This is a genomic window from Candidatus Pelagibacter sp. PS_23 (assembly GCF_059417905.1).
On sequence record NZ_CM182071.1, the window covers coordinates 702,160 to 725,531 of the forward strand.

A 23,372-nucleotide genomic window follows, 5' to 3' on the forward strand; every position below is an offset into this window, starting at 1 on the left:
AGATTAACTAAAAGCTTCTGTCCAAGTTCCTTGAGTTGCTGCTTTAGAATATTCAGTAGAACGACCTTCGAAGAAGTTCATGTGTTCAACTGCATTCAACATAGAATCTAACCAAGTAAGTGGGTTTTTATCCACATCATAAATTGGCTCTAATCCAAGCTGAGATAATCTTCTATTAGCAATAAATCTTATATAAAGTTTTACATCTTGCGCCGTAAGACCTTGCATAGGACCCATTTCAAAAGCTAAATCAATGAAAGCATCTTCATGCTCAATGATTGTTCTACATGCTTTGTAAAGTTCTGCTTTTAATTCGGGAGTCCAGATTTCTGGGTTCTCATGAATAAACTCTTTAAACAATCTAATCATAGAATTACAGTGCAACGTTTCATCTCTTACTGACCAAGTAACAATTTGGCCCATCCCTTTCATTTTATTATGTCTTGGGAAGTTAAGTAAGATTGCAAAACTTGCAAATAATTGTAAGCCTTCAGTGAACGCACTAAATACAGCTACTGTTAATGCAATATCTTTTTTTGAACTCATGTCAAAATTTTGCATGTAGTCGTATTTATCTTTCATCTCTTTATATTTCATGAATGCAGAATATTCTGACTCAGGCATTCCAATGGTATCAAGTAAATGAGAGTAAGCAGCAATGTGAACTGTTTCCATTGAAGCAAAAGCAGTCATCATCATTAAAACTTCTGTAGGTTTAAACACAGTTGTATAATGTCTTAAATAACAATTTTGTACTTCAACATCGGCTTGAGTAAAAAATCTAAAAATTTGTGTTAATAAGTTTTTTTCAGACTGAGTTAGGTTTTTCTGCCAATCTCTAACATCATCACCAAGTGGCACTTCCTCCGGTAACCAATGAATTCTTTGTTGAGTTAACCAAGCATCATAACACCATGGATATCTAAAAGGTTTGTAAACTGGGTTTTCAACTAGTAGTCCCATTTTTTGGGGTTTTACTATTTCCTCTTTTGTTGGTTGAATAATTTTAGTATTCATTTTTTCTACTGACATGATAGGCACTCCTCGTATTCTGGTTGTTCAGTTGTTTGTGGTTTTGATTTGTAAACATTTGCGTTAACATCTGTTGCTTTAGTGTCATTGACATTTTCCGCACGTTGAATTGATTTTGATCTACAGTAATAAAGGCTCTTTAAACCTTTTTTCCAAGCATCAAAATGAATTTTATGTAATTCTCTTTTGTGAATATCAGCTGGCACGAATAAGTTAATTGATTGAGCTTGAGAAATATACGGCGTTCTATCTCCACTTAACTCAATAATCCATTTTTGATCCAACTCAAAAGCAGTTTTGAAAACATCTTTTTCTAAATCAGTTAAAAAATCTAAATGAGAAACGGACCCTTGATTTGTTGTAATACCAGACCAAACATCATCAGTATTTTTCCCATGTTTTTCTAATAATTCTACTAAGTATCTGTTTCTAACATTAAATGAACCTGAAAGTGTTTTGTGCGTATAACTATTTGCTGCAACTGGCTCTACTCCAGGGGATGCTCCACCACAGATAATAGAAATAGAAGCTGTTGGTGCAATTGCTGTTTTGTTAGAAAATCTTTCATTATAACCATAGTCAGCAGCATCTGGACAAGCTCCTCTTTCATCAGCTAAATCTTTTGAGGCTTGATCAACATGTTCTTGAATATGTTTGAATATCTTTTTATTCCAAGCTTTACTCATCACAGATTCAAGTGGAATACTATGCTTTTGCAAATAAGAATGGAAACCCATAACACCTAGGCCAACACTTCTTTCTTTTTCAGCAGAATATTTTGCATCATCAAATTGCTCTGGAGCTCTTTCAATAAAATCAGTTAATACGTTATCTAAAAATCTCATAACATCATTGATCATAACGTTATCGTCTTTCCACTCATCATACTTTTCTAAGTTTAAAGATGATAAACAACATACAGCAGTTCTATCTCTGCCATTTTTATCTATTCCTGTAGGTAATGTAATCTCACTACAAAGGTTAGAAGTTTTAACAGTTAGATTTGCTAACTTATGGTGTTGTGGAATTTGTCTGTTAACTGTATCGATATAGATAATATAAGGTTCACCCGTTTCAATTCTTGCAGTTAATAATCTAATCCATAAATTTCTTGCAGAGATCGTTTGTTGTACAGTTCCATCAGCAGGACTTTTTAGTGCCCACTGCCCATCTGTTTCAACCGCTCTCATAAATGCGTCTGATACTAAAACACCATGATGAAGGTTTAATGCTTTTCTATTTGGATCTCCACCCGTTGGTCTTCTCATTTCAATAAACTCTTCAATTTCTGGATGTTCAATTGGAAGATAACAAGCAGCCGATCCTCTTCTTAATGAACCTTGGCTAATTGCCATCGTTAACGAGTCCATTACTTTAATGAAAGGAATTATTCCTGATGTCTTTCCAACTTTACCAATTTTTTCTCCAATAGATCTAAGGTTACCCCAGTAACTTCCGATCCCACCACCTTTAGCAGCTAACCAAACGTTCTCACTCCATAGATCAAGTATTCCATTTAAACTATCTGATGCTTCATTTAAAAAACATGAAATGGGTAAACCTCTTTTAGTTCCCCCGTTTGATAAAACTGGAGTTGCTGGCATGAACCATAAATTACTAATGTAGTTATAAATTCTTTGTGCATGTAAATTGTCATCGGCGTATGAACTTGCAACACGAGCGAATAAATCTTGAAAAGATTCGTTATGACCTAAGTAACGATCTTTTAAAGTTGCTTTACCAAAGTCTGTTAATTTACTATCTCTTGATCTATCAATTTTAATAATGATACCTTTTTCATTTTGAAAAAGTTCAGTGTCATTGCTAAGTGAAAATAAATCTGGTCCTTTATTTTTTGAAAGTTCGCTATTATCTGGGCTATATTCGGAGACAGCTTTCTTGAGTGCCTGTGATAGAATTTTGTTCATATTTTAAGTTTATTTTAGTTTTTTTTACAAAACAACTATATGTTGTATGCTGAAAGCATTGATACACCATATAAATCATTATTCAACAGAACGTTTATAGAACATAGAAAAAAAATATCAATAAAAAAATTAAATTAATTGTAGAAACATAAGCAATGACAACAGAATTAAAAATAGATCCATATGGCTTCAGGGAGTATGACGCGAGGTGGTTGTATGAGAAGGATATAAACAGAATCGGAATAGAGAATCTAGGTAAAGGTTTAGGCACTCAAATTGTTAAACATACAAAAAAAGCGAATCCAAGAGTAATTGTCGGTCATGATTATAGATCTTATAGTGAAGAAATAAAATCAGCACTTAAAAAAGGTCTACTTTCAACAGGATGCAATGTTGAAGACATCGGTTTATCCCTATCCCCTACTGTTTATTTTGCACAATTTAATTTAGATGCGGATGCTGTTGCAATGGTTACTGCTAGTCACAATGAAAATGGTTGGACTGGAGTTAAAATGGGTATCAAAAAAGGTTTAACCCATGCACCTGAAGAGATGAAAGAATTAAAAGAGATAACTTTAAATGAAAATTTTACAAAAGGTGAAGGAGTTGAAAAACAAATAGAAGGTTTTCAACAAATTTATAAAGATGATTTAATAACTAAAAATAAAATCACAAAAAAAATTAAAGCAGTTGTTGCTTGTGGTAATGGGACAGCTGGAATATTTGCCCCTGAAATTTTAAGAGGAATTGGTTGTGAGGTAATTGAACTTGATTGTGATCTTGATTGGACTTTTCCAAAATATAATCCAAATCCAGAAGATTTAGAAATGTTACATGCAATTGCAAAAGCGGTAAAAGATAATAACGCAGATATTGGTTTTGGCTTTGATGGTGATGGCGATAGAGTTGGTATAATTGATAATACTGGAGATGAAATATTTTCAGATAAAATTGGATTATTAATTGCAAGAAACTTATCTAAAACTCATAAAAATTCTAAGTTTATAGTTGATGTTAAATCAACTGGATTGTACGCAACTGACAGAGTTTTAATTGAGAATAACTGTGAAACCATTTATTGGAAAACAGGTCACTCACACATTAAAAGAAAAGTTAATACTGAAAAAGCTTTAGCTGGATTTGAGAAAAGTGGGCACTTTTTCTTTAATCAACCTTTAGGTTTTGGTTATGATGATGGAATAAATTCTGCAATTCAAGTGTGTCATTTATTAGATAACGAAAACAAATCGATGAATGAGATTATAAAAGAACTGCCTAATACTTTTCAAACACCAACAATGGCTCCATTTTGTAAAGATGAAGAAAAATATCAAGTAGTTGAAGAGTTAGTTAAACAAGTAAATGAATTAAAAGATAATAAAACTAAAATTGATGACCAAGAAATAAGTGAAGTCTTAACCGTTAATGGTATCAGATTTTCTTTTAAAGATGGATCATGGGGATTAATTAGAGCCTCATCTAATAAACCATCTCTTGTAATTGTTACTGAAAGTCCAACATCGAATGAGAGAAAGAAAAAGATCTTTGATTTTATTGATGATCTTTTACAAAAAACTGGCAAAGTTGGCGAATATGATCAAAAAATATAAATATTTATTAATCTTTATCCTTCTTTTTACCTCTAAAAGTCATGCACTAAGCCCTCAATATGAGAAGGAATTATATATAGGATGTTACACTAACTCTAAGCAATATTTGGGTAACGAAAATGCTAAAGTATACTGTCAGTGCACAATTGATAAATTAAGCGCTAAATTCAATGACAAACAAATCGATGAAGTCTTTAGTAAAACACCTGAAGAGATCATGGAGCTAACTGCATTTGCGACAGAGGATTGTGAAAAATAATAATTAAAGCTTTTCAAATAATCAAATAATTAATAGGTTTTGAAAATGGAAGATAAAAAAAACTTCGGTTTTGGAACACAGATTAGAAAGTCCCCTTACTTTAATTCAACTGTTAAATGGGGTGCAACGGGCTTTTCAGTTTACAATCACATGTATATTCCTCGTGACTTTGGATCTCCTGAACAAAACTTTTGGAATTTAGTCAATGAAGCAATTTTATGTGATGTTGCAGTGGAGCGACAAGTAGAAATTACAGGACCCGATGCTACTAAATTTATTCAACTATTAACCCCTCGAGATTTATCAAAGCTTGCAGTTGGTCAATGTAAATATGTTTTAATAGTTAATAATGATGGTGGAATTTTAAATGATCCAGTTTTATTAAGATTAAAAGAAAACCATTATTGGTTGTCTCTTGCAGATAGTGATATTTTATTATGGGCACAAGGGGTTGCAATCAATTCAGGTCTTAATGTTAAAATTATCGAACCCGATGTCTCCCCTCTTCAATTACAAGGACCAAACTCTGGAAAAATTATGGAGGCTTTATTTGGTGAGAGTATTAATGATCTTAAATATTATTGGTTACGTGAATTAGATTTAGATGGCATTCCTTTAATTGTGTCCCGTACCGGTTGGTCAAGCGAGCTTGGTTATGAATTATATTTAAGAGATGGCTCTATGGGGAACAAACTTTGGGAAAAAATAATGGCAGCTGGTAAACCTCACGGATTAAAACCAGGTCATACATCATCGATTAGACGTATTGAAGGTGGAATGTTATCGTACCATGCTGATGCTGATATAAATACGAACCCTTATGAACTGAATTTAGGAAGATTAGTTAACGTTGATACTGATATAAATTTTATTGGAAAAGATGCTTTACAAAAAATAAACAAGGATGGCATTAAGAGAAAACAAGTTGGAATGATCTTAGATTGTGATCCTTTAACTGGACCTAACACTACTTTTTGGGAAATCAAAAAAAACAATGAAGTTGTTGGTAAAATTACATCTGCCGTTTATTCACCAAGACTAAAAAAAAACATTGCCCTTGCAATGGTATCAATTAATAATTCAGAGATTGGAACAGTGCTTGAGGTTAAAATGAATGACAAAATCATTAAAGCAAAAGTTGTTGAAAAACCTTTCTATGATCCTAAAAAGAAGCTAGCAAGTTCTTAGTAAGTCTAGTATTCATAAACCATGTTAACTCCAAAAGACTATATCTCTCTTTACTTACTCGTAATTGTTCTAACAGTTGTCTCTGTTAACTTCATGTACCGTCTTTATTTTTAGTAGAAACCTCCATCTTTAGCTATGAAAGAAAATTTTATTAAGCTTATTGATTTGTAATCAATAGGTCCGCGGTTCGACTCCGTGCGGGGGCACCACACAATCATTTACTTATTTCACTTTTTGAGTCTTTAGAAAAGAATCAGTTAGAAAAAATAGTAGAACAAAGACTATACAAAGGAAGAAAGTAGAACTCGTTGTAGTGATATTGTAGTGACGATCAATTATATCATTTAAGCAATAGCTCGAAGTCTTATTTCTTCTATTTTTATAAATAATTTATTAACTTGGTCTTGATCAAAAATACTCTCAGGTCCTGTTGGTGTTACATCAACAAAAGGACTCTCATATAAACGATCATCTTTTATAGCACCATTTTTAGTAAGCTCTTCAACTATTAAATTCAAAAAATTAATTTGTGATGAAGTGGCAGTTTTATCATTAAGAAATTCACTTAGAGCCTCTATTGCAGAAATTCGTTCAAGACCTACAAGTGAACGAACAAAAAGACCAAGTCCTTCAGAGTTGTCTTTAGCTCTATTTATTAATTCAACATTATCATCTGCGAGTTGTAGTAAAATTTTTTCCAATTCTTTTAGATCAGTTTCCGTCACTGGTGTATTTCTACAAAGTTTATTAATTACTAATTTATCTTTATGCTCATTAAGGAAAACTCTAGTTTTTTTCTTGAACTCTTCAAAGTCTAAAGTTCCTACATTTAAATTTAAATTAATCTCTTCACTTTCACCTAAAGTGTCTTCAAAATTTGTGTAAATAATATTTTTCTCTGTCTTATCAATTAATCTAATTAACGAACGTAGTTGTTTTCTTATATGTTCTAAATTTCCAATATTTATATTTTCCCACCATAAATCTGTAGCTATCTCTTGAATAAGAGGCATTTTGGATCGGACAGCCGGAATAGAATCTTTAAGTTCTAGGGCGCTAACAATTTTTCGAACATTGTTTTGAAGCTTAATAAATCCTTTTTTTTCATTATTTAATAAGCAAAGTTGAATTTTATATATTATAAAATCAAAATGTTTAGCTTCTTCATCTGGATCCATTTTTTGTGAAGGTAGATTTGATAATTCTCTAGAAATTTCGTCATACTTTGTTAACCCCGTTTCGCTCCAACTTGATATATCCTTATACTTTTCAACAAATCTCCTTTTTGCTCTAACAATAACATTGTCTACAGTCATATTAGATACCAACTCATGAAGTTCGCTAGTCATATTTTTTTGAAGCTCCTTTTCATCTGTTGTAATTGGATTTTTTTTAGATTGTAGTGCTTCAAGAATTTCAATTCTTTTTTTAAAAATTTTTGTTCCTAAACTTTCATTATTCGAACCATCTGTAGAATCTAGATTTGCTGCAAAATATTCTAAGTTTTGACAATAATCAAAAACATAAAAGAATTTTTTATCTTTTTGGGGTGAGTATAAATTTTCACAAAGTCTAGTTCCACGTCCTATCATTTGCCAAAATTTAGTTTTACTTCGAACTATTTTAAAAAAAACCAAATTAACAATTTCTGGCACATCAATACCTGTATCCAACATATCAACACTAATTGCTATATGAGGAGATTTTTCTTTAATTGAAAACTTATCAAGTAAATCCTGTGCATAACTAGCATCATGAGTAATAACTCTTGCAAGGTCCCCATTGTGATTAGGATAATTAATATCAAATCTTTCTGCAATGTATTCTGCATGCAAAACATTTTTTGCAAAAATAATTGTTTTACCGATACGATCTCCGCTAGCAACCTTTTGACCATTGGTCATCAAGTCTCTTAAAACTTTATCAACTGTGTCTTGATTGAATAACCAACTATTTATTGCTATGGCATCTACCTCTTCAGGAGGACCGTCTTCTCCCCATTCAAGCTCATCCCACTCTTCTTTTTCATCTTCGGTAAGGTCTTCATATTTTATTCCTTCACGTTGACATTTGAGTGGCACTGAAACTGCTCGTGGTGGAGCTAAAAATCCCTGACTTATAGCTTCTTCTAAACCGAAGGCATACGTAGGCATTCCTGTTTCTGTTTGGAAAAGGCTATAGGTATTTCTATCAATTTCATCTCTAGGTGTTGCGGTTAACCCTAATAAATAACTATCAAAATAACTAAATATTGAACGGTATCGATTATAAACACTTCTATGTGCCTCATCTATGATTACTAAATCAAAATGCCCAATTCCAAATTTTCTTTTTTCACCATCAGTTTTATTGATTTGATTTAATATAGTTTGATAAGTACTCACATAAAGTCTTCCTTGCGAGTCTGGATTTGTTAGTAAATTAACAACACCAACATTTGGAAGATGCTTTGCAAATGCAGTAGTAGCTTGTTTAACAAGAGGTCGCCTATCTGCTAAAAATAAAACTCTTTTAGCCCAATTACATTTCATCAATAAATCAGACAGCGCAATTGCTACTCTAGTCTTTCCAGTTCCAGTTGCCATAACAAGTAGATTTCGCCTACGCTTTTCTTTTTCCATACTTTCAGTAACACTTCTAATGGCCTGCTCTTGATATGGGCGTCCAGCTATTTCTTTGTTAATTTTTTCTCCAGCTAAAGGTAAACGATCAGCTCGTCTCTGCATCATTAATTCTAACTCGTCTTTTTTATGAAAACCTTGAACACGTCTTGGTGGATAATTTAAATTATCCCAAAACCAATGTTCGTAGCCATTGGTATAATAAATTAAAGGTCTACGCTTAAACTCACTTTCCAAGCAATCAGCATACAATTTTGCTTGTTGTTGTCCTACTCTTGGATCTTTTATCGTTTTTTTAGCCTCTACTACCGCAAGAGGAAGACCATCGTCACCCCACAAAACATAATCAACAAAACCAATACCTTTCTCGTTGGGCATTCCACTAACTTCATACTCGCGGTCTTTTTCTTTATTTAAATGAAAGCCAACTTCTTTTAACAAAGGATCTATAAGTTTTATTCTTGTTTGGTCTTCAGTAAATGTTTTCATATTAAGTTTTAGAAAATGTTTTATTTTCAATTGAAGAGATTAAATTTTTTTTAAAAACAAATAGTTTATTATATGACTCTCTCGTTTTTTGAATTTGATTTGCAATTTCAGAGAATTTACTTTGTAAATTTAATTTTGGAATTTGAATAGAAATATCAAATAAATCTTTTTTATTTAATTGGGGAACAGAACTTCCACTAGCTATAGTGCTTAAATCAAACTGAAGAAACCATTGGTATAAATATTGTGTATTTAAATACTTTTCATTAGCTTTAATTCCCATCAAATTAGGATCTAGCAAAACAGGTATTAATGTTAATCTTTTTTTATTAGTTCCAATTGCACCACCTCTTTTTGGAATGATTAAAGTATCAATAGGACATACTGATGATTTAGAATGTTTATGTGAGCTCCACTCCCTACATTTCTTTATAAATTTTTTATTACCTTCTGAATTCATATCTGACACTTTCATTAAGTGTACCCCTTGTTTTTTAATTTGATATTCTTCTGGTGTTGGTAATGTGCTTCCTCCATAAAACTGACAAACATTTCCTAGCTTTTCTTCTTTAAAATTTTTATCATTTTTAACAGGATCACCAAAAATATCTGTAAAAGCACTTTGTGCTAGCTGATCTAACTTTTTAATTGCCAGCTCCCGTTTGCTTATTATCTTGTGGGCAGTATCCAATAAGTTGCTTATGTGTTTTTGCTTTATAAGTGAGGGAATTTCTAGTTTGATTTTTTTTATATCACTTGTAGTTACGCTCGCTTGATTAACTGATTTCTTTATTGATTTTGCTAATTGATTTTTAAATGGTTTACTTCGTAATAAATAGAGAGCATATTTTGGTAATAATTTAGAAGTATCCACTCTAAAACACAGCAAATTCATACCATGTACAAGTTCTCCCATGCTTTTTTTATATATTGCGCATTTACCAATATGTGGGACGCTATTGATGTGACTAAACAAGATATCTCCATCTTCTAATAAATAATCCCTAGCATTATTAATATCAACACCTGCATACCCAACTTTTTTAAGATTTATCTTTGCAGATGCAATAGTTTCGATACGCGTGACGGGTAAGCCTTCACTATCTAGTTTGTGTTTTACACTCAATCCATTTCTAATAAATTTAAAAAGATCTGAAAGAAAATAAATCATTTAAGCATATGTTTTAACTTTTTAAGATTGATTTTAATTTCATCCTCAAAAGTGTTTAACTCATTAATAATCTTTAATGGGGGAATATGATCAATGTGCTCGTGTTTAATTTCTTTGTATCTATTTATACTTAGATCATAGTTTGATGATTTAATTTCCTCACTACTAACAAAAAAACTTTGTTCTGTTCTTACTTGTTTTTTTTCGCTACTCTCACGATTATTCCATCGCTTTATTAGGTCTGGTAAGTTATTTTTTACATGCTCTTTGTTAGTCAATAGTAGCGAAGGGTGTGTCCCTAATTTATTCAAACTTAATAGTGGCTCTCTTTTGTCATCTAAACTAAACCCGTCTGCTTTCATGTCATAAAACCAAACATTATCAGTGCCGCCACTATTTGTTTTGGTAAATAATAATATTGCAGTACTTACACCTGAATAAGGACTAAAAACACCACGTGGTAATTGTATAACAGCATTAAGCTTTTGATCTTCAACCAGTATACGACGAATTTCTTTATTTGCTTTGCTACCCTTAAACAAGACCCCATCAGGAACAATTACTGCAGCACGTCCTCCTGGTTTTAATAACTTTAAAAGTAGTGCTAAGAAAAGTAGTTCTGTACTTTTTGTATCAACAACAGCTAGTAAATCTTTTGCAGCACTATCAATATCTATACTCCCAGCAAAGGGCGGATTGGCTAATATGAGGCTATATTTTTCTTCTTCCAAAGCAAAATCTTGGCTTAAAGAGTCTCTGTAATTAATATCAGGATTTTCAACACCATGTAAAAGCATATTCATACTTCCAATTCTAAGCATAGTGTTATCAAAATCATAACCAGAAAACATTGTGTTATGAAAATGATCACGATCTTTTTTATTAGATAACATTTCAGGATACGTATCCCTCAAGTATTCACTTGCATTAACTAAAAATCCGCATGTGCCACTAGCAGGATCACAAATAGTGTCCTTACTTGTTGGAGCAGTAAGCTCCACCATTAATCTAATAATATGCCTTGGAGTTCTAAACTGACCATTTTGCCCAGCACTCTGTAGTTTACCTAACATGTATTCATAAAGGTCACCTTTGGTGTCACGATCTTCCATTGGTATCTGATCTAGCAAATCTATTGCTTTAGTTAATAATTTAGGTGTAGGAATAGTAAAACGTGCACCTTCCATATGCTTAGAGTAAGTGCTGCCATCACCGCCTAGATCTCGCATGAAGGGGAAAACATTTTCACTAATAATACTGAAAGTTTTTTCTGGAGTCATATTTTTTAACTTGCTCCATCGCATATCTTCATAACTACAGTTTTTATTATCTTTTCCAGCTGGAAAAATTTTACGCTCTACAGGTTTTTTTAGCCGAACACTTTTGTTATCTTCAAGAGTTTGGAGATCATCTAATCTTTTGAGAAACAATAAATATGTAATTTGTTCAATAATTTCTAAAGGATTTGACATACCTCCAGACCAAAACTCATTCCAAACTTTGTCTACCTGATTTCGTAATTCACTATTTAACATTATTTAAATCAATATCTTTTTTTCATAATTAAATCGTGTTTATCATAAAATATTAGTACCTTTATGAAAACATGATTCTAGTCCTAACATGATTAATCATTAATCTTAATTTCTACACCCATTAAAATACTAAGTTCTTTAACAAACTTTTTAAAGTTTCGTGGAAAAAAATAGTAACCAGAACAATACTTTGCTTTATCATGATTAATTATTTTTAAAGACCAATTAACTTGGCATGTTGGGGCTTCATATTTTGGTTGTTTATGGGGATATTTACTGTGCCAATTCCAAACACCCAATTCATCAATTTTTTTCCAGAAGTTTTGCTTTTTAAATTCATCTATTTTAACTTTGGTAGTATTTCCAAGTTCATCAACCAAACCGACATTATTTTCTAAGGATATATATTGATGTCCCTTGTAATACTCGGCACTTAATTCAATAACTTCATTTTCTATTTTGAAACTTTCTCCTTTTCCAACTTTAGAGCCAAATAGATTATTCAAAGCATTAAGCACTTTTTTAAAATTATAAGGGTATTCTTGATGACCATTAGCAACCATTGATCTTCCCTCTCTATTTCTTAAGTATAATTTCCACATATGACCGTCACAAATTCTACCAGCTGGGTCATATTTTTTTTGCCAATTCCAAACATTTAGTTCATCCATCTTTTTCCAAAAGTTTTTAATCTTTCTTTCAGTTAATTGATCTTCAAGCCCTTGAAAACAACCCTCCATAACGCTTCCTTTATTATCTACTTTAAGTTCTAGAATATCTGGTCCTGGTGATGGGAAGGAATTAGCCTCATAAAATATGGATTCTTTTTTTTTCATTTATTTTTTAGCAGCACGGCTCTTGTTATATTTATTAATGAATTTACACTTATAAACAAATATAAATTCTTTTGTTTTTTATATATCTACCTCATCCATATTTAAATCAACGGGGTAAAATTCTTCTCTTTCCTCTTTAGTCATTAGTCTTTTTTCTCTAACGCATTTAGTTAATATTTCAACTAACTCTTTTAAATAGGGTAAAGAACGACTTATGTGAAACTTATCAAAATGAAATTGTTTTAATTTATTTATTTTTAAGTAACTTTTAGTAAGTTCATTACACTCATTAATATATTCATTTAGTATATTAGGGCTATTTTTATTAATCATATATTTCACCTAACCTTTCCATTAAAGTATCATAAGCTTTAGTTGTATTAAGTGCATAGTGTTTCATCATTATATTTTTACCTCAGAAAATTCATCCTTAATAGAATTTAATAATTTATCCGATACTTCACTGTTATTAGATTTTAAATTTTCAATTGATGAATTTAAACTACTGATAAATTTTGAATTATTTACGATACTATTATAATCATCAATTTGTACTTTAAATTTTTCATAAGTAATTTCTTTTAATCTAGTAGAAAATATTTGAGTTAATTCACCTTTAGACTCGTGACCTGAAAATGGGTCAAATAGTTTTGGAATATAAACGATATTCCATGGTGCCATAAACATAAGTGCATTTTTAGTATGACCGAAAATATGAGATACTTGATAATTGCTAATTAGATTATTGTTTTTTGATTTTCTTTTTGAAAACCCAGTTAAATTTTCTAAAATTTTTGTTGGATGTGTATTGTTTGAAGCGTCTTTTTTTATATTTGAATTACCAAAGAGACTTTTGTGTATCTCAAACATATATTTTGTACTGGCGGCATCCCTGCCCATACCTCTAATATATACTTCTTGATTGGAATAAACTTTATTTTTTAAAATCTCCCATTCACTTATAACTTTATCATTTGGGACAAAGATTATGTCATTTAATCCATATTCAATAAAATCTTCATTAGAAATATTAAAATTTTCTAAAAAATTTAAGTAAGAGTCTCTGTTCACCTGTTCCTCAATAATAATTTCATATTTCTCTTGTTTTCTTTAAATTGAATATTCTTTCTAGCATTTGCTCCTGAAGGATGAGGAAACCCTTTTAAAAAACAAGCTAATTTAAGATTGTATTTGTTATTTAAATATTCAATTGTAGATGAAACTGTATTACCTAAAGGAATGATAATGGCTTTTTTTAAGGTCTTTAACTCTTTTAAAAAGTTTTTCTCAATAAACTCTACAAGTATTTTCTTCTTTAAGATATTTGAGCCTGAATAATTTTTTCCTTTATCAAATACAGGGTATTTAACTAAAGACGTAGTATGGAGATGTTTGTTGTTTTTATTAAATAGACTCTCACAAGATTTAATTTTTAATTTCTTATTTACTTTTAATTCGTCCAAGTATTTAATTAGGGTGGTTCTCATACTACCTTTAAAGCTAGATAGATCTTTGACTTCTTTTAGTGATTTGCCATCATTTATTACTTGAAAACTCTGCAACATTTGTTGAAGTCCGGGGGTAATGCCTACAATCATTATTTTGGCTTTTGAATTTATATAGTCAAAAGGTGCATAGTAAATTTTAATATTGCCTTCTTTATTAATTAAAAACTTATTATTAGTAACGATAGATTTATTAATTTTTTTAAGAGCTTTGATTTGATTTAAATATATAGGCATTTGATGTTTAATTAACCCAGAACCACAATCCCTAAAAGTTTTTTCATTTCCCTTTTTTAATGGCAGAGTGAGCAATCTTCATCCAATTGAAATCTCTATGAACAGCCATTGTGGTAACTATTTTTTTTCTATCAAAATCTATTGTTAATGTTTGCCCTCCATAACCATCCATAATAAATATATGTCTATTTTTCATTCCAGATGGGTCTAAGTGAAAAAAACCACCATATGATTTGGTAATACTATAGGCTTCTTGTTTGTCACGGTAATCTCTATTTTTTTTTACTTTTCTTTCATACAACGATTTTAGATATTTTCCTTCACATGTATCATTTTGCCAATCATCCATCATTGCTTTTGCAATTCTTAAATAATCATATCTAGTTGCCATTAAAGTATTGGTGATACTTCTGTCAATTTGAGTAGAAATTTCAGTTTCTACAAAATGAGCATCATGCTCTGTTTTAGCTTTTTCTCTAAAAACTTCGTCTAATAAGTCTTGAAATTTGTCTTCACCAGTTTTGAAAATAATATAATTTAAAATGATGTGCGGTAATAAATTATTATAGTTCCATTGTTTTTTTGATATTTTTGAATTTTTTAACTCATTTTCCATAGCACTTTTAATGGTTGGATTTGTTACTGCTCTTTTGGAGTTTAAAAATCTGTTTGAATTTAAATATTTTTGATCACCAGCACTCATGTTGATTAAATCAATTATTTTTTGATCTTGATAAAGAGTATCTTTAAGAGCAGGCCAATCACTTATTTTAGTATCAACACTTTCTATATAACCTTTGCATATTGCATGCCCCAAAATATATGAAGCAATACTTTTTCCAACCGATTGTGAGTGATACTTGGTAGAATTATTAAATACATCCCCATATTTTTCTTTGGGTGTAATTTCATCAATTACAATTTTTCCATCTTCATATAATAAATAGCTGAGAAGAGCAGTCTTTTGCATTTGTTTTTTAACATATTTATCTTCTCTTAAATCAAATTGAAATTGATATGGATTATCTGAAGCTTTAATGTTGCTATATGTTCGGTGAGTATTCCAATTTCTATTTAAATATCTGTTAAGATAATATTTTAATGTTTCGTCATTAGGTTTTGCGTCCTCTGGAATTTCTGACCTTCCACCGTAAGTTTTAATTTTAGGGTCTTCTGCAAAACTAATATTGCACCACAACAAACCCAGAACTATGATCCCTAAAAGTTTTTTCATAATCTAAAATTTTACTTACCTTTTTTAATTACTGAATAAACTATTTTTTTATAATTAAAATTCTCATGTATTGCGTTAGTGACAACAATTCTAGATCTTTCCATATCAATTACTACATGTTGTCCACCATAACCATGCATTATCATTATCGCTCTATCTTTATTTATTCCTTTGGGATGAGTTTGAAATTGACCGGCATAACGTCTTGCAAAAGGCCAGGCAACTGTTTTCCCTTGTGCGTGTATTCTTTTAGTATCTTTACTTATACTATTTTCAAATATATTTTTTAAGTATTTACCTTCACAAGTATCATTCTGCCAATCGTCCAGCATTGCTTTTGCAATTCTTAAATAATCATGTCTTGTTGCATAGAACTGAATATTCACATTGCCGCTTTCTGTTGTCGAATTATTAGTCTTAAAGAAAAAAACACTATTTTTTATTTTGGCTTTTTCTTTAAAAGTTTTTTCTAAAATTTTTTCAAAATCATTTCCTGTTTTAAATAAAATATAGTTCAAAACTATTGATGAATTAATACTGTTATAATTAAATCTTGGTCTTTTTTTTATTGATGGTTTGGTATTTTTAAGATGAGAAATATATTGCTTCAAACTAACAGAGTTGTCATCTAGAGATCCTCTGAATTTTTCGTCCAACTCTTTACTATTAATAAATTCACTACTTTCAATATAGTTGTGATCTCCTGAGTTCATATTTAATATGTCAGAAAGTTTTTGATTATAGTAAAGGGTATTTTCAAGTAATGGCCAATCATTTAATCTTGTGTCAAAGCTATCAATATATCCCTCACATATTGCATGAGCCAATGTATATGAAGCCATACTTCTTCCAACTGACATTGATCTTAATTTTGTATCTTCTTTAATAAATTTGCCAAATCGATCATTAGGACTAATTTTATCAACAGTAATTTGACCATCTTCAAAGCGTAAATAACTAAGCAGTGCAGTTTTTTCTAATTGCTTATCAATATATTTGTCTTCTATTAGTTCTGAACTAAACTCATAAGGATTAGGAGATGGATCGACTTCATATTTTTGATTTCTTTTTACTTGTTGTTCAATAAATCTATAAAGCTCATAAACTAATGTATCATAATTTGGTTTGACGTTTTCTTCAGGAATCCAACCCTTGTAAAATTTTATATCTCTTTTATTTGATAAAAACTTTTTAAAGGGATCAGCCATCTCAGCATAAGCATTCCCACTCAACAACAAACCCAAAATTAAGACACCTAAAAGTTTTTTCATAATTAGTTATTAACAATAAAGGGTAACCCTATAAATACTTCATATGCCCAAAACGAGCATTTAAATCAGGTGTCTAGGTGATGGAACTAGCTAACACTAAATAAGGATAAAGAGATCCTGAGAATGGGTAATATTGTTATTTAATAATCCAAAAAATGATATTTATTATATAAACTAAAATACCATAAAATAAGAACATTAGAAATTTGTCTTTTCCTGACTTTTCTTTCCAGTTCAAAGTAAATAACGCAGCAGGTGATGCAACTAGTAAAATAACCCCAACAACAATTACCAATACTGATAAAATTATAAATACATTCATAAATTAGTTTTTATCATATATTTTCTTAAATATTAAATCTGTCTTTAATTGCATAAAACCACACCGCTAATCTAAAATAAAATGTTCTTAATTGAGGGAAGATAAATTTCTTAGGTAATCCTTTATAAATTTTTGAAATATTCAGCTCTTTACTGTTTGATAATACTAACTTAGACAATTGTTTTCCAGTCCAAGGAGCAGCACTCACTCCAACCCCATTATAACCAAATCCATAATAAATCTCTTCATTATCAATTTTACCAATGGAGGGAGTTAATTTTTGAGATAAAGCAATTAATCCACGCCAATTGTAATCAATATTAATATCTTTCCATTTAGGAAAAATATCTTTTAAAAACTTTTCCATTTTCTTAGACATATTTAAATTTGATTGATCACTGCCACTTAAATCCCCTCTGGTACCAAATAAAATTCGGTTGTCAGGTAACTTTCGATAGTAATATAAAAGATTTTTAGTATTAGCTATTGGAGAAAATGTTTTAAAATTATGTTGGACAATTTCTTTATCTGATAAGGGTCTGGTCACAATAATATTTGAAATTACTGGTAAAATTCTTGAATTCATCTCTGGGATTAAGCCTTCTTGATAGAACCCGTTTGTTGCAACAACTATTTTTTTTGATCGAATAGATCCTTCTTTCGTCCTTAAAATATAAACACCATTCTCTTTATCAATTTTATCCACTTTAGTGTGCTCGAAGATTTTTAATTGTTTAGATAAAGCATATTTTGCAATGCCATTAACAAATTTAAGAGGATTGATTGCAAAACCAGGTTTATAAGAAAAAGCTCCAAATTGCTCTGTGCCACCATGGCCAATTTTATCAAAGTCTTCTTTTGAATAAATCTCAGTTTCAATGCCAAACTCTTCTCTGTAAGCTTTGGCTTGCTCTTGAATATCTTTAAACTTATTTGGATGATGGGCGACTACGTAATTACTATCCCCCGTTACATCACAATCAATATTATATTCTTGTATAATATCTTTTGTATAATTTGAGCCTTCAACAGAGTTTTTAAAGAACTTTTTAGTTTCATCATTGCCGTAAATAGATTGCATTTTTTTAAAAGACATCTTACTTGGCGGCAGACAACAGAAACCTGCATTACGAGATGAAGCCCCCCAACCTATTTTTCCAGCTTCAACCAAAATGACATCTAAATTATGATTTTCTATTAGATTAATTGCACAGGATAAACCAGTGTACCCTCCACCTATTACAACAATTTCTGAGCTGACATCTTTATTAAGTTTTTCTAGATTTAAATTTTCATTTGATTGATCTTCCCAATAACTACTAACTGGGGTGTTAAATTGATAAATATCTGAATGATAAATATTTTTCATTATTATCTAAATATATAAATAATAGTTAAAATTATGAGAATAATAACAATCCAAATACTAAGATTAGTTAAAAACTGCTTTAATTTAGAATTAGATTGTAGAAAAGCTGGGAGTACTAATAAGAGTATCCCTAGCATATAAACAAAGGGTATTATCTGATCTGCCATTTATATCGATGATAGCTTCATCTTTTTGGAATACTTTTTCTGAGGTGAATTTTTTATAACAGCTTGAGCACAACGCATGACACTTCTTTTTTTATCAAAAGTCATTTTGGGTTCACCATACAATTTCCATCCATTGGATATGGCCTCCGTTACACGATGGCAAAATTCTGAAGTGTCGTCACTTGTAATAAATCTATAACCTTTCATAATCAGACCTTAACAAGTCCTAAATCGGGTGTCTATATCTAGGACGATTATTACTTAATGAAATAATAAGATTGGTTAAGAATTTTTGTAATAGAGAATCTTTTAAATACTTTTATCAATAAATTCATATAACTCATTAAGTGTTATACTTATGTTAATTATAATCCTGTATTAAATGAAATTTAAGTCATTATTCAACTAGACAAAATCATTAATTAATATAAATGATGATGAATCAACTCCTCTTAAAACTTATTATTAAATTCTCTAGCTAGATTTTAACTTCGAATAATATAAAAATTGATGAATCAACTCTCCTCAAAGTAAACTAATAAACTTATCTATAGATATATTTTTACCAACCTATTAAATCGACCTTAAGACTAAGAATCGTTCGAAATGAAAAACAATAAAAAAAACATAAAATAGGAAAATAGAAAAATGGAAATGACCTTAATATATACGATAGTAGGCTTTGCTTTAGCGGGGTACAGTGTTATTGCAAATGACTCAATTCAAACATTGGGAACTTTTATCGCGTCAAAACAAAAATGGTTTAAATGGTACACTCTTGCTAGTGCAGCATCATTTGTAATGATACTTGCTATTACTTGGGGCTGGTACAGTAATGATGGAGATATCTCTTACGGCAGACTAACAAGAATACCTTTCCAAGAAATACAATGGTATCACGCAGTGGCACCAGGAATACTTCTAGTATTAACAAGAGTAGGTATACCTGTTTCAACAACCTTCTTAGTTTTATCAGCTTTTGCATCAACGGTAGTACTTGAAAAGATGCTTATGAAAAGTGTTGTCGGCTATGGTTTAGCTGCAGCTGCTGCTTATATTTGCTGGATCGTTATCTCTAAATTTATTAATGAAAAATTAGATGAAGTTAATGACAAATGGATTTCCTTTTGGCGTAACTCGGTTTGGATAACTTCAGGCTGGTTATGGTGGGTTTGGTTATCTCATGATGTAGCAAACATTGCTGTATACCTTCCAAGACAATTAGATGTTTCTCTTTTATTAATTGTTCTGGGTTACTTTACAGCGCTACTTTTTTATATCTTCTACATTCATGGTGGAACTATTCAAAAGGTTGTCTTAGAGAAAACTGGAACAAGATATGCAAGATCAGCAACTATAATCAATATTATTTATGCAGCTGTACTTTACTACTTTAAAGAGCTTAATGATTTACCGATGTCAACAACTTGGGTATTTGTTGGTCTATTATGTGGAAGAGAGTTAGCAATCGCATCAATGAATAAAGACTATAAGTTCAAATATGTGTTTCCACTAATTGGTAAAGACTTTCTTAAAATGATATTCGGATTAAGTGTGTCAGTTGGAATTGTACTTGCAATTCACTACATCATAATTCCAAATAATTGGTTTTAAGTTTTAAGACAATTAACATTTAATTATTAGCTCTAAGCATTTAATTTATTGCTTAGGGCTTAACAATTTAAGCAAAATAGTTTCAAGTATTAATTATTTAAGCTTAAACCGTGAACAGAGAAACTTAAAGATCAAATAGTTAAATTTACCAAGACCATAGAAATTAGGTGCAGATTTTTTAGTCTTTAATTTTTTAGCTTTTTTCTTCTTCATAACTGATTTGGTTTTGTGTTTCGTTTGAATGTTTCAGATTATAACAATCTGTGCAAAGTAGGATCACCTCTGGTCCTGAGCTTACTTGTGTTAAGATGGCTGTATCATCTCCACACTCACTGCACCCTGATAAACGTTTCTTCATTTATGTTTATTACGGGTAATTTGATTAATTCTATCAATATAATTTTTTATCTCAGGTTTATCTTGAGCTTTATTATCTTGTTTGGGGTTTTTCTTCCTTTGGTAATAATAATAGATAGGCATAACAACAGATAAGGCAACGATAATAATTGCTAATATGATTTCAGAAGTTGTAACCATTTAATATTTAATGACAGGCTTGATTGAATTTTTTAAGTCTCCAGTAATTATAAGGCCAAGGTGTTAAAAATCCCACAGTTAACATAATAGGTACCACCCACCAAGTTAGCATCGCTCCACCAGTTAAAAAATAATCTGTAGCGTTCATAGAAATTTCCATACTAACCATTGAGATGAAACTCATTCCACAGGCAGTCTTTAAAGCATTAATTAATTTAAAATTTTGTCTCATTAAAATAAAAGTTTCAAGCATAATGCTGGTTAATAAACCATTTATGATTGCTAAAGTCATAATGCCCAATACTGGAAAAGGAATTTTACTTAATTGAAAAAATAGTATGGTTCCAAAGTCACCAATTGCACAGCCGATAACACACCACATCGTATTCTTAGCACTTTTTCTCCACGTGTGTTTACACGACCAATGAAATGTGTCTGTTGCCATTTAATTTATTTACTTAAATTTATTTGATGTTTGTAATAATCATCTGGCCAAAAACTTTTAATGTAGGCTAAAACTGAATCTATATCTTTGTCATTTAATTTATCTCCAAAGGCACCCATTTTTCCTTCATAGTCACTAATTATTCCAACTAAACCATATTTAATAATTTTATGTAATGTCTCATCATCATGGTGCCAAGTGTGACCTGTACCATTTAAAGGCGGCGCTTTTCTATGGCCGTCTTCATCAACACCCTTCCAATTTTCAGCACCTGACAAATTAACTTGATGACAGCTTACACAATTATTTTGGTAGGCAATTTTACCTCTAGCAATCATTAATTGAGAATCTCTTGTGATTGGATAATGATTATCAGAATAAGAAATGCTACTTAATGATATAAGTAGAGTTGAAATTAGAAGTATTTTTTTCATAACTTATAATTTTATATATTAAAAATTGTTAGATTAATCTTATATTTTTTTAAGATTGATTGATTATAGTCCTTAATAATGAACAATTTTTTCTTATTTATTGTCACACTTTTTTGCTGGTCCCCTACTTGGTATGTCATCAAGTTTCAATTAGGTTACGTTGATCCATTAGTATCGGTGTTTTATAGATTTTTGATAGCTGCAATAGTTATTTTTGTTTATCTAATTTATAAGAAGAAAAATCTTAAGTTTTCTTTAAATCAGCATCTTTGGTTTTTACTCTTTGGTGTTTGTCTCTACTCACTAAACTATGTTTTCTTTTATCTATCAAACACTTATTTAATAAGCGCATTTCCAGCAGTTGTCTTTTCAACGGTAGTTATTATGAATATTTTAGGAGAAGGCTTTTACTTTAAAAAGAAACCTTCTTTAAAAACTTTACTTGGAGCAAGTATTGGGATGATTGGAATTATAATCATCTTTAATGATGAAATTTTCAATTTTAGCTTTGCGAATGGAACCCATGTTGGATTATTTTTAGCCTTACTTGGTACATTTTCTGCATCAACAGGAAATATGGTTCACCAAAGAAACTTAAATAATAACTTTTCCTTAATACCAACACTTGCGTATTCAATGCTTTATGGTTCACTGGTCACACTATTAATCACTCAAATAAAAGGTACTGAATTATTATTCGAGTATAGCTTCAGTTATATTGCGTCCCTTGCTTATCTATCAATAATTGGCTCGATATTTGCTTTTATATTTTATTTAAGATTATTAGAAAAAGTTGGAGCTGGCCGAGCGGGTTATGTTGGGGTTGTGATGCCTGTACTTGCTTTATTAATCTCAACAATATTTGAAAACTTAGAATGGCAACAAGATTTAATAATAGGTTTACCTATTTTAATAATTGGTGCAGTACTCGTTATTAATCAAAAAATTAAACCAATAAAATAATTTCTAAGATTTCTTTATTTATTACATTTACCAATAGAACCTAGTAAACATTTAGTTCCATCAATCCAAGTTGCATTATTTAAATTGGCACCTTCAAAGGTAGCATTTAAAATATTAGCACCCGTTAAATCTGCTTCAAAAAGATTGCTGTTAGTAAAATTGGTCTCAATTAATGATGAACCTTTGAAATTTACTCTTGTTAAATTGGCACTTGAAAAGTTGGCTTTTTCAAAGATGCCCCCTTCAAGATTTGCTTCATATAAATTAGTTCTAATAAAAGAAGATTCTACAAAATTGCCATTAGATAATGTTGCATTCATCATCACCCCTTTATCAAAGGTCACTTTAATAAAGCTAATAAAAGAAAGATTAGAATTTGGTATATAGGCTCTACTTAAATCTTGGCCTTCTGAGAATTGACAATTAGAATAATCCACTCCATCAGTTGGAGCATCATCACAACCAGCTTTAGCACCACTAGTTAATAATAAGCTTAAAACTAAAATAGCAAAAAGCTTGCTCATAAAGCCTGCTCTTATTAATTTTAACATATCAAATGCTAACAAATCATAGATCGAGAGTCTTCTATTAATTTAATTATAGGT

At 30.5% G+C, this 23,372-nt stretch carries 23 protein-coding genes; 5 read left to right on the forward strand and 18 right to left on the reverse strand.

The features are described 5' to 3' along the window. Nucleotides 1-3 precede the first annotated feature (3 nt). Together AC5SLY_RS03795 and AC5SLY_RS03800 are read right to left on the reverse strand one after the other, a co-directional pair. Nucleotides 4-1,017, reverse strand: a complete 1,014-nt coding sequence (locus tag AC5SLY_RS03795; RefSeq protein WP_494599124.1) for a ribonucleotide-diphosphate reductase subunit beta — start codon at nt 1,015-1,017, stop codon at nt 4-6. Nucleotides 1,018-1,022: 5 nt separating this feature from the next. Next, nucleotides 1,023-2,960: a ribonucleoside-diphosphate reductase subunit alpha gene (locus AC5SLY_RS03800; RefSeq protein ID WP_271741275.1), complete on the reverse strand. Its 1,938-nt coding sequence runs from the start codon at nt 2,958-2,960 to the stop codon at nt 1,023-1,025. Between the two features lie 155 nt (nt 2,961-3,115). Here AC5SLY_RS03800 and AC5SLY_RS03805 point away from each other — a divergent pair, with 155 nt between their 5' ends. Genes AC5SLY_RS03805 through AC5SLY_RS03815 form a run of 3 tightly spaced genes read left to right on the forward strand, consistent with a single transcriptional unit; the run spans nt 3,116 to nt 6,017 of the window. Next, nucleotides 3,116-4,570, forward strand: a complete 1,455-nt coding sequence (locus AC5SLY_RS03805; protein ID WP_494598575.1) for a phosphomannomutase/phosphoglucomutase — start codon at nt 3,116-3,118, stop codon at nt 4,568-4,570. Next, a complete protein-coding gene (locus AC5SLY_RS03810; protein ID WP_494598576.1) occupies nt 4,554-4,829 on the forward strand; it encodes a hypothetical protein in 276 nt (91 codons plus the stop codon). Before AC5SLY_RS03805 ends, AC5SLY_RS03810 begins: the two co-directional genes overlap by 17 nt. Nucleotides 4,830-4,874: 45 nt before the next feature. Further along, the gene (locus AC5SLY_RS03815) at nt 4,875-6,017 is read left to right on the forward strand and encodes a glycine cleavage T C-terminal barrel domain-containing protein (RefSeq protein WP_494598577.1); all 1,143 of its coding nucleotides are present in this window, start codon (nt 4,875-4,877) and stop codon (nt 6,015-6,017) included. A gap of 344 nt (nt 6,018-6,361) precedes the next feature. Here the strand turns inward: AC5SLY_RS03815 and AC5SLY_RS03820 are convergent, their stop codons facing one another. The 12 genes from AC5SLY_RS03820 to AC5SLY_RS03875 all read right to left on the reverse strand — a co-directional run bounded on the left by AC5SLY_RS03820 (nt 6,362) and on the right by AC5SLY_RS03875 (nt 18,981). Beyond that, on the reverse strand, nt 6,362-9,127 hold the full coding sequence (locus AC5SLY_RS03820; RefSeq protein WP_494598578.1) for a type I restriction endonuclease subunit R: 2,766 nt from the start codon (nt 9,125-9,127) through the stop codon (nt 6,362-6,364). 1 nt (nt 9,128) lies between these two features. Then, a complete protein-coding gene (locus AC5SLY_RS03825) occupies nt 9,129-10,298 on the reverse strand; it encodes a restriction endonuclease subunit S (protein WP_494598579.1) in 1,170 nt (389 codons plus the stop codon). Continuing rightward, complete coding sequence (locus tag AC5SLY_RS03830) at nt 10,295-11,833, reverse strand: type I restriction-modification system subunit M (RefSeq protein ID WP_494598580.1); 1,539 nt, start codon at nt 11,831-11,833, stop codon at nt 10,295-10,297. The genes AC5SLY_RS03825 and AC5SLY_RS03830 overlap by 4 nt, the downstream gene beginning before the upstream one ends. A gap of 92 nt (nt 11,834-11,925) precedes the next feature. After that, nucleotides 11,926-12,669 carry a hypothetical protein gene (locus AC5SLY_RS03835; RefSeq protein WP_494598581.1) on the reverse strand — a complete coding sequence of 248 codons (744 nt, stop codon included), beginning with the start codon at nt 12,667-12,669 and terminating at the stop codon, nt 11,926-11,928. A 78-nt stretch (nt 12,670-12,747) separates the two neighbouring features. Continuing rightward, nucleotides 12,748-13,002: a hypothetical protein gene (locus AC5SLY_RS03840; RefSeq protein WP_494598582.1), complete on the reverse strand. Its 255-nt coding sequence runs from the start codon at nt 13,000-13,002 to the stop codon at nt 12,748-12,750. Between the two features lie 69 nt (nt 13,003-13,071). Continuing rightward, nucleotides 13,072-13,740 carry a hypothetical protein gene (locus AC5SLY_RS03845; protein WP_494598583.1) on the reverse strand — a complete coding sequence of 223 codons (669 nt, stop codon included), beginning with the start codon at nt 13,738-13,740 and terminating at the stop codon, nt 13,072-13,074. After that, on the reverse strand, nt 13,737-14,411 hold the full coding sequence (locus AC5SLY_RS03850; protein ID WP_494598584.1) for a uracil-DNA glycosylase family protein: 675 nt from the start codon (nt 14,409-14,411) through the stop codon (nt 13,737-13,739). Before AC5SLY_RS03850 ends, AC5SLY_RS03845 begins: the two co-directional genes overlap by 4 nt. Before the next feature lie 43 nt (nt 14,412-14,454). Continuing rightward, a complete protein-coding gene (locus tag AC5SLY_RS03855) occupies nt 14,455-15,645 on the reverse strand; it encodes a hypothetical protein (RefSeq protein WP_494598585.1) in 1,191 nt (396 codons plus the stop codon). An 11-nt stretch (nt 15,646-15,656) separates the two neighbouring features. Continuing rightward, nucleotides 15,657-16,916, reverse strand: a complete 1,260-nt coding sequence (locus tag AC5SLY_RS03860; protein ID WP_494598586.1) for a hypothetical protein — start codon at nt 16,914-16,916, stop codon at nt 15,657-15,659. Nucleotides 16,917-17,052: 136 nt separating this feature from the next. Beyond that, nucleotides 17,053-17,238 (reverse strand): hypothetical protein, encoded by a 186-nt coding sequence (locus AC5SLY_RS03865; protein ID WP_006996719.1) that lies wholly within the window; start codon nt 17,236-17,238, stop codon nt 17,053-17,055. Nucleotides 17,239-17,263: 25 nt separating this feature from the next. Continuing rightward, a complete protein-coding gene (locus AC5SLY_RS03870) occupies nt 17,264-18,607 on the reverse strand; it encodes an NAD(P)/FAD-dependent oxidoreductase (RefSeq protein ID WP_494598587.1) in 1,344 nt (447 codons plus the stop codon). Nucleotides 18,608-18,774: 167 nt separating this feature from the next. Beyond that, on the reverse strand, nt 18,775-18,981 hold the full coding sequence (locus AC5SLY_RS03875) for a DUF1737 domain-containing protein (protein WP_494598588.1): 207 nt from the start codon (nt 18,979-18,981) through the stop codon (nt 18,775-18,777). A 441-nt stretch (nt 18,982-19,422) separates the two neighbouring features. Between AC5SLY_RS03875 and AC5SLY_RS03880 the strand changes: the two genes are divergently transcribed. After that, nucleotides 19,423-20,388: a hypothetical protein gene (locus tag AC5SLY_RS03880; RefSeq protein ID WP_271615703.1), complete on the forward strand. Its 966-nt coding sequence runs from the start codon at nt 19,423-19,425 to the stop codon at nt 20,386-20,388. Nucleotides 20,389-20,742: 354 nt separating this feature from the next. Here the strand turns inward: AC5SLY_RS03880 and AC5SLY_RS03885 are convergent, their stop codons facing one another. Genes AC5SLY_RS03885 through AC5SLY_RS03895 form a run of 3 tightly spaced genes read right to left on the reverse strand, consistent with a single transcriptional unit; the run spans nt 20,743 to nt 21,804 of the window. Next, nucleotides 20,743-20,925 (reverse strand): hypothetical protein, encoded by a 183-nt coding sequence (locus AC5SLY_RS03885; RefSeq protein ID WP_018414243.1) that lies wholly within the window; start codon nt 20,923-20,925, stop codon nt 20,743-20,745. A gap of 7 nt (nt 20,926-20,932) precedes the next feature. Then, on the reverse strand, nt 20,933-21,370 hold the full coding sequence (locus tag AC5SLY_RS03890) for a DUF4396 domain-containing protein (RefSeq protein ID WP_080515804.1): 438 nt from the start codon (nt 21,368-21,370) through the stop codon (nt 20,933-20,935). Between the two features lie 5 nt (nt 21,371-21,375). After that, nucleotides 21,376-21,804 carry a c-type cytochrome gene (locus AC5SLY_RS03895; protein ID WP_011282201.1) on the reverse strand — a complete coding sequence of 143 codons (429 nt, stop codon included), beginning with the start codon at nt 21,802-21,804 and terminating at the stop codon, nt 21,376-21,378. Nucleotides 21,805-21,882: 78 nt separating this feature from the next. On the opposite strand from AC5SLY_RS03895, the gene AC5SLY_RS03900 reads away from it, so the two are divergent. Then, a complete protein-coding gene (locus AC5SLY_RS03900) occupies nt 21,883-22,767 on the forward strand; it encodes a DMT family transporter (protein ID WP_494598589.1) in 885 nt (294 codons plus the stop codon). A gap of 14 nt (nt 22,768-22,781) precedes the next feature. On the opposite strand, the gene AC5SLY_RS03905 is transcribed toward AC5SLY_RS03900, so the two are convergent. Next, nucleotides 22,782-23,318, reverse strand: coding sequence for a pentapeptide repeat-containing protein (locus tag AC5SLY_RS03905; RefSeq protein ID WP_494598590.1), 537 nt, complete (start codon nt 23,316-23,318; stop codon nt 22,782-22,784). Between the last annotated feature and the right edge of the window lie 54 nt (nt 23,319-23,372).

Coding starts and splice junctions, on each gene's coding strand:
- AC5SLY_RS03800 (WP_271741275.1), bottom strand. CDS start 2,960: ATGAACAAAATTCTATCACAGGCACTCAAGAAAGCTGTCTCCGAATAT.
- AC5SLY_RS03840 (WP_494598582.1), bottom strand. CDS start 13,002: ATGATTAATAAAAATAGCCCTAATATACTAAATGAATATATTAATGAG.
- AC5SLY_RS03850 (WP_494598584.1), bottom strand. CDS start 14,411: ATGCCTATATATTTAAATCAAATCAAAGCTCTTAAAAAAATTAATAAA.
- AC5SLY_RS03875 (WP_494598588.1), bottom strand. CDS start 18,981: ATGAAAGGTTATAGATTTATTACAAGTGACGACACTTCAGAATTTTGC.
- AC5SLY_RS03865 (WP_006996719.1), bottom strand. CDS start 17,238: ATGAATGTATTTATAATTTTATCAGTATTGGTAATTGTTGTTGGGGTT.
- AC5SLY_RS03885 (WP_018414243.1), bottom strand. CDS start 20,925: ATGGTTACAACTTCTGAAATCATATTAGCAATTATTATCGTTGCCTTA.
- AC5SLY_RS03830 (WP_494598580.1), bottom strand. CDS start 11,833: ATGTTAAATAGTGAATTACGAAATCAGGTAGACAAAGTTTGGAATGAG.
- AC5SLY_RS03815 (WP_494598577.1), top strand. CDS start 4,875: ATGGAAGATAAAAAAAACTTCGGTTTTGGAACACAGATTAGAAAGTCC.
- AC5SLY_RS03805 (WP_494598575.1), top strand. CDS start 3,116: ATGACAACAGAATTAAAAATAGATCCATATGGCTTCAGGGAGTATGAC.
- AC5SLY_RS03905 (WP_494598590.1), bottom strand. CDS start 23,318: ATGTTAAAATTAATAAGAGCAGGCTTTATGAGCAAGCTTTTTGCTATT.
- AC5SLY_RS03900 (WP_494598589.1), top strand. CDS start 21,883: ATGAACAATTTTTTCTTATTTATTGTCACACTTTTTTGCTGGTCCCCT.
- AC5SLY_RS03825 (WP_494598579.1), bottom strand. CDS start 10,298: ATGATTTATTTTCTTTCAGATCTTTTTAAATTTATTAGAAATGGATTG.
- AC5SLY_RS03890 (WP_080515804.1), bottom strand. CDS start 21,370: ATGGCAACAGACACATTTCATTGGTCGTGTAAACACACGTGGAGAAAA.
- AC5SLY_RS03880 (WP_271615703.1), top strand. CDS start 19,423: ATGGAAATGACCTTAATATATACGATAGTAGGCTTTGCTTTAGCGGGG.
- AC5SLY_RS03835 (WP_494598581.1), bottom strand. CDS start 12,669: ATGAAAAAAAAAGAATCCATATTTTATGAGGCTAATTCCTTCCCATCA.
- AC5SLY_RS03795 (WP_494599124.1), bottom strand. CDS start 1,017: ATGAATACTAAAATTATTCAACCAACAAAAGAGGAAATAGTAAAACCC.
- AC5SLY_RS03810 (WP_494598576.1), top strand. CDS start 4,554: ATGATCAAAAAATATAAATATTTATTAATCTTTATCCTTCTTTTTACC.
- AC5SLY_RS03820 (WP_494598578.1), bottom strand. CDS start 9,127: ATGAAAACATTTACTGAAGACCAAACAAGAATAAAACTTATAGATCCT.
- AC5SLY_RS03855 (WP_494598585.1), bottom strand. CDS start 15,645: ATGAAAAAACTTTTAGGGATCATAGTTCTGGGTTTGTTGTGGTGCAAT.
- AC5SLY_RS03895 (WP_011282201.1), bottom strand. CDS start 21,804: ATGAAAAAAATACTTCTAATTTCAACTCTACTTATATCATTAAGTAGC.
- AC5SLY_RS03860 (WP_494598586.1), bottom strand. CDS start 16,916: ATGAAAAAACTTTTAGGTGTCTTAATTTTGGGTTTGTTGTTGAGTGGG.
- AC5SLY_RS03870 (WP_494598587.1), bottom strand. CDS start 18,607: ATGAAAAATATTTATCATTCAGATATTTATCAATTTAACACCCCAGTT.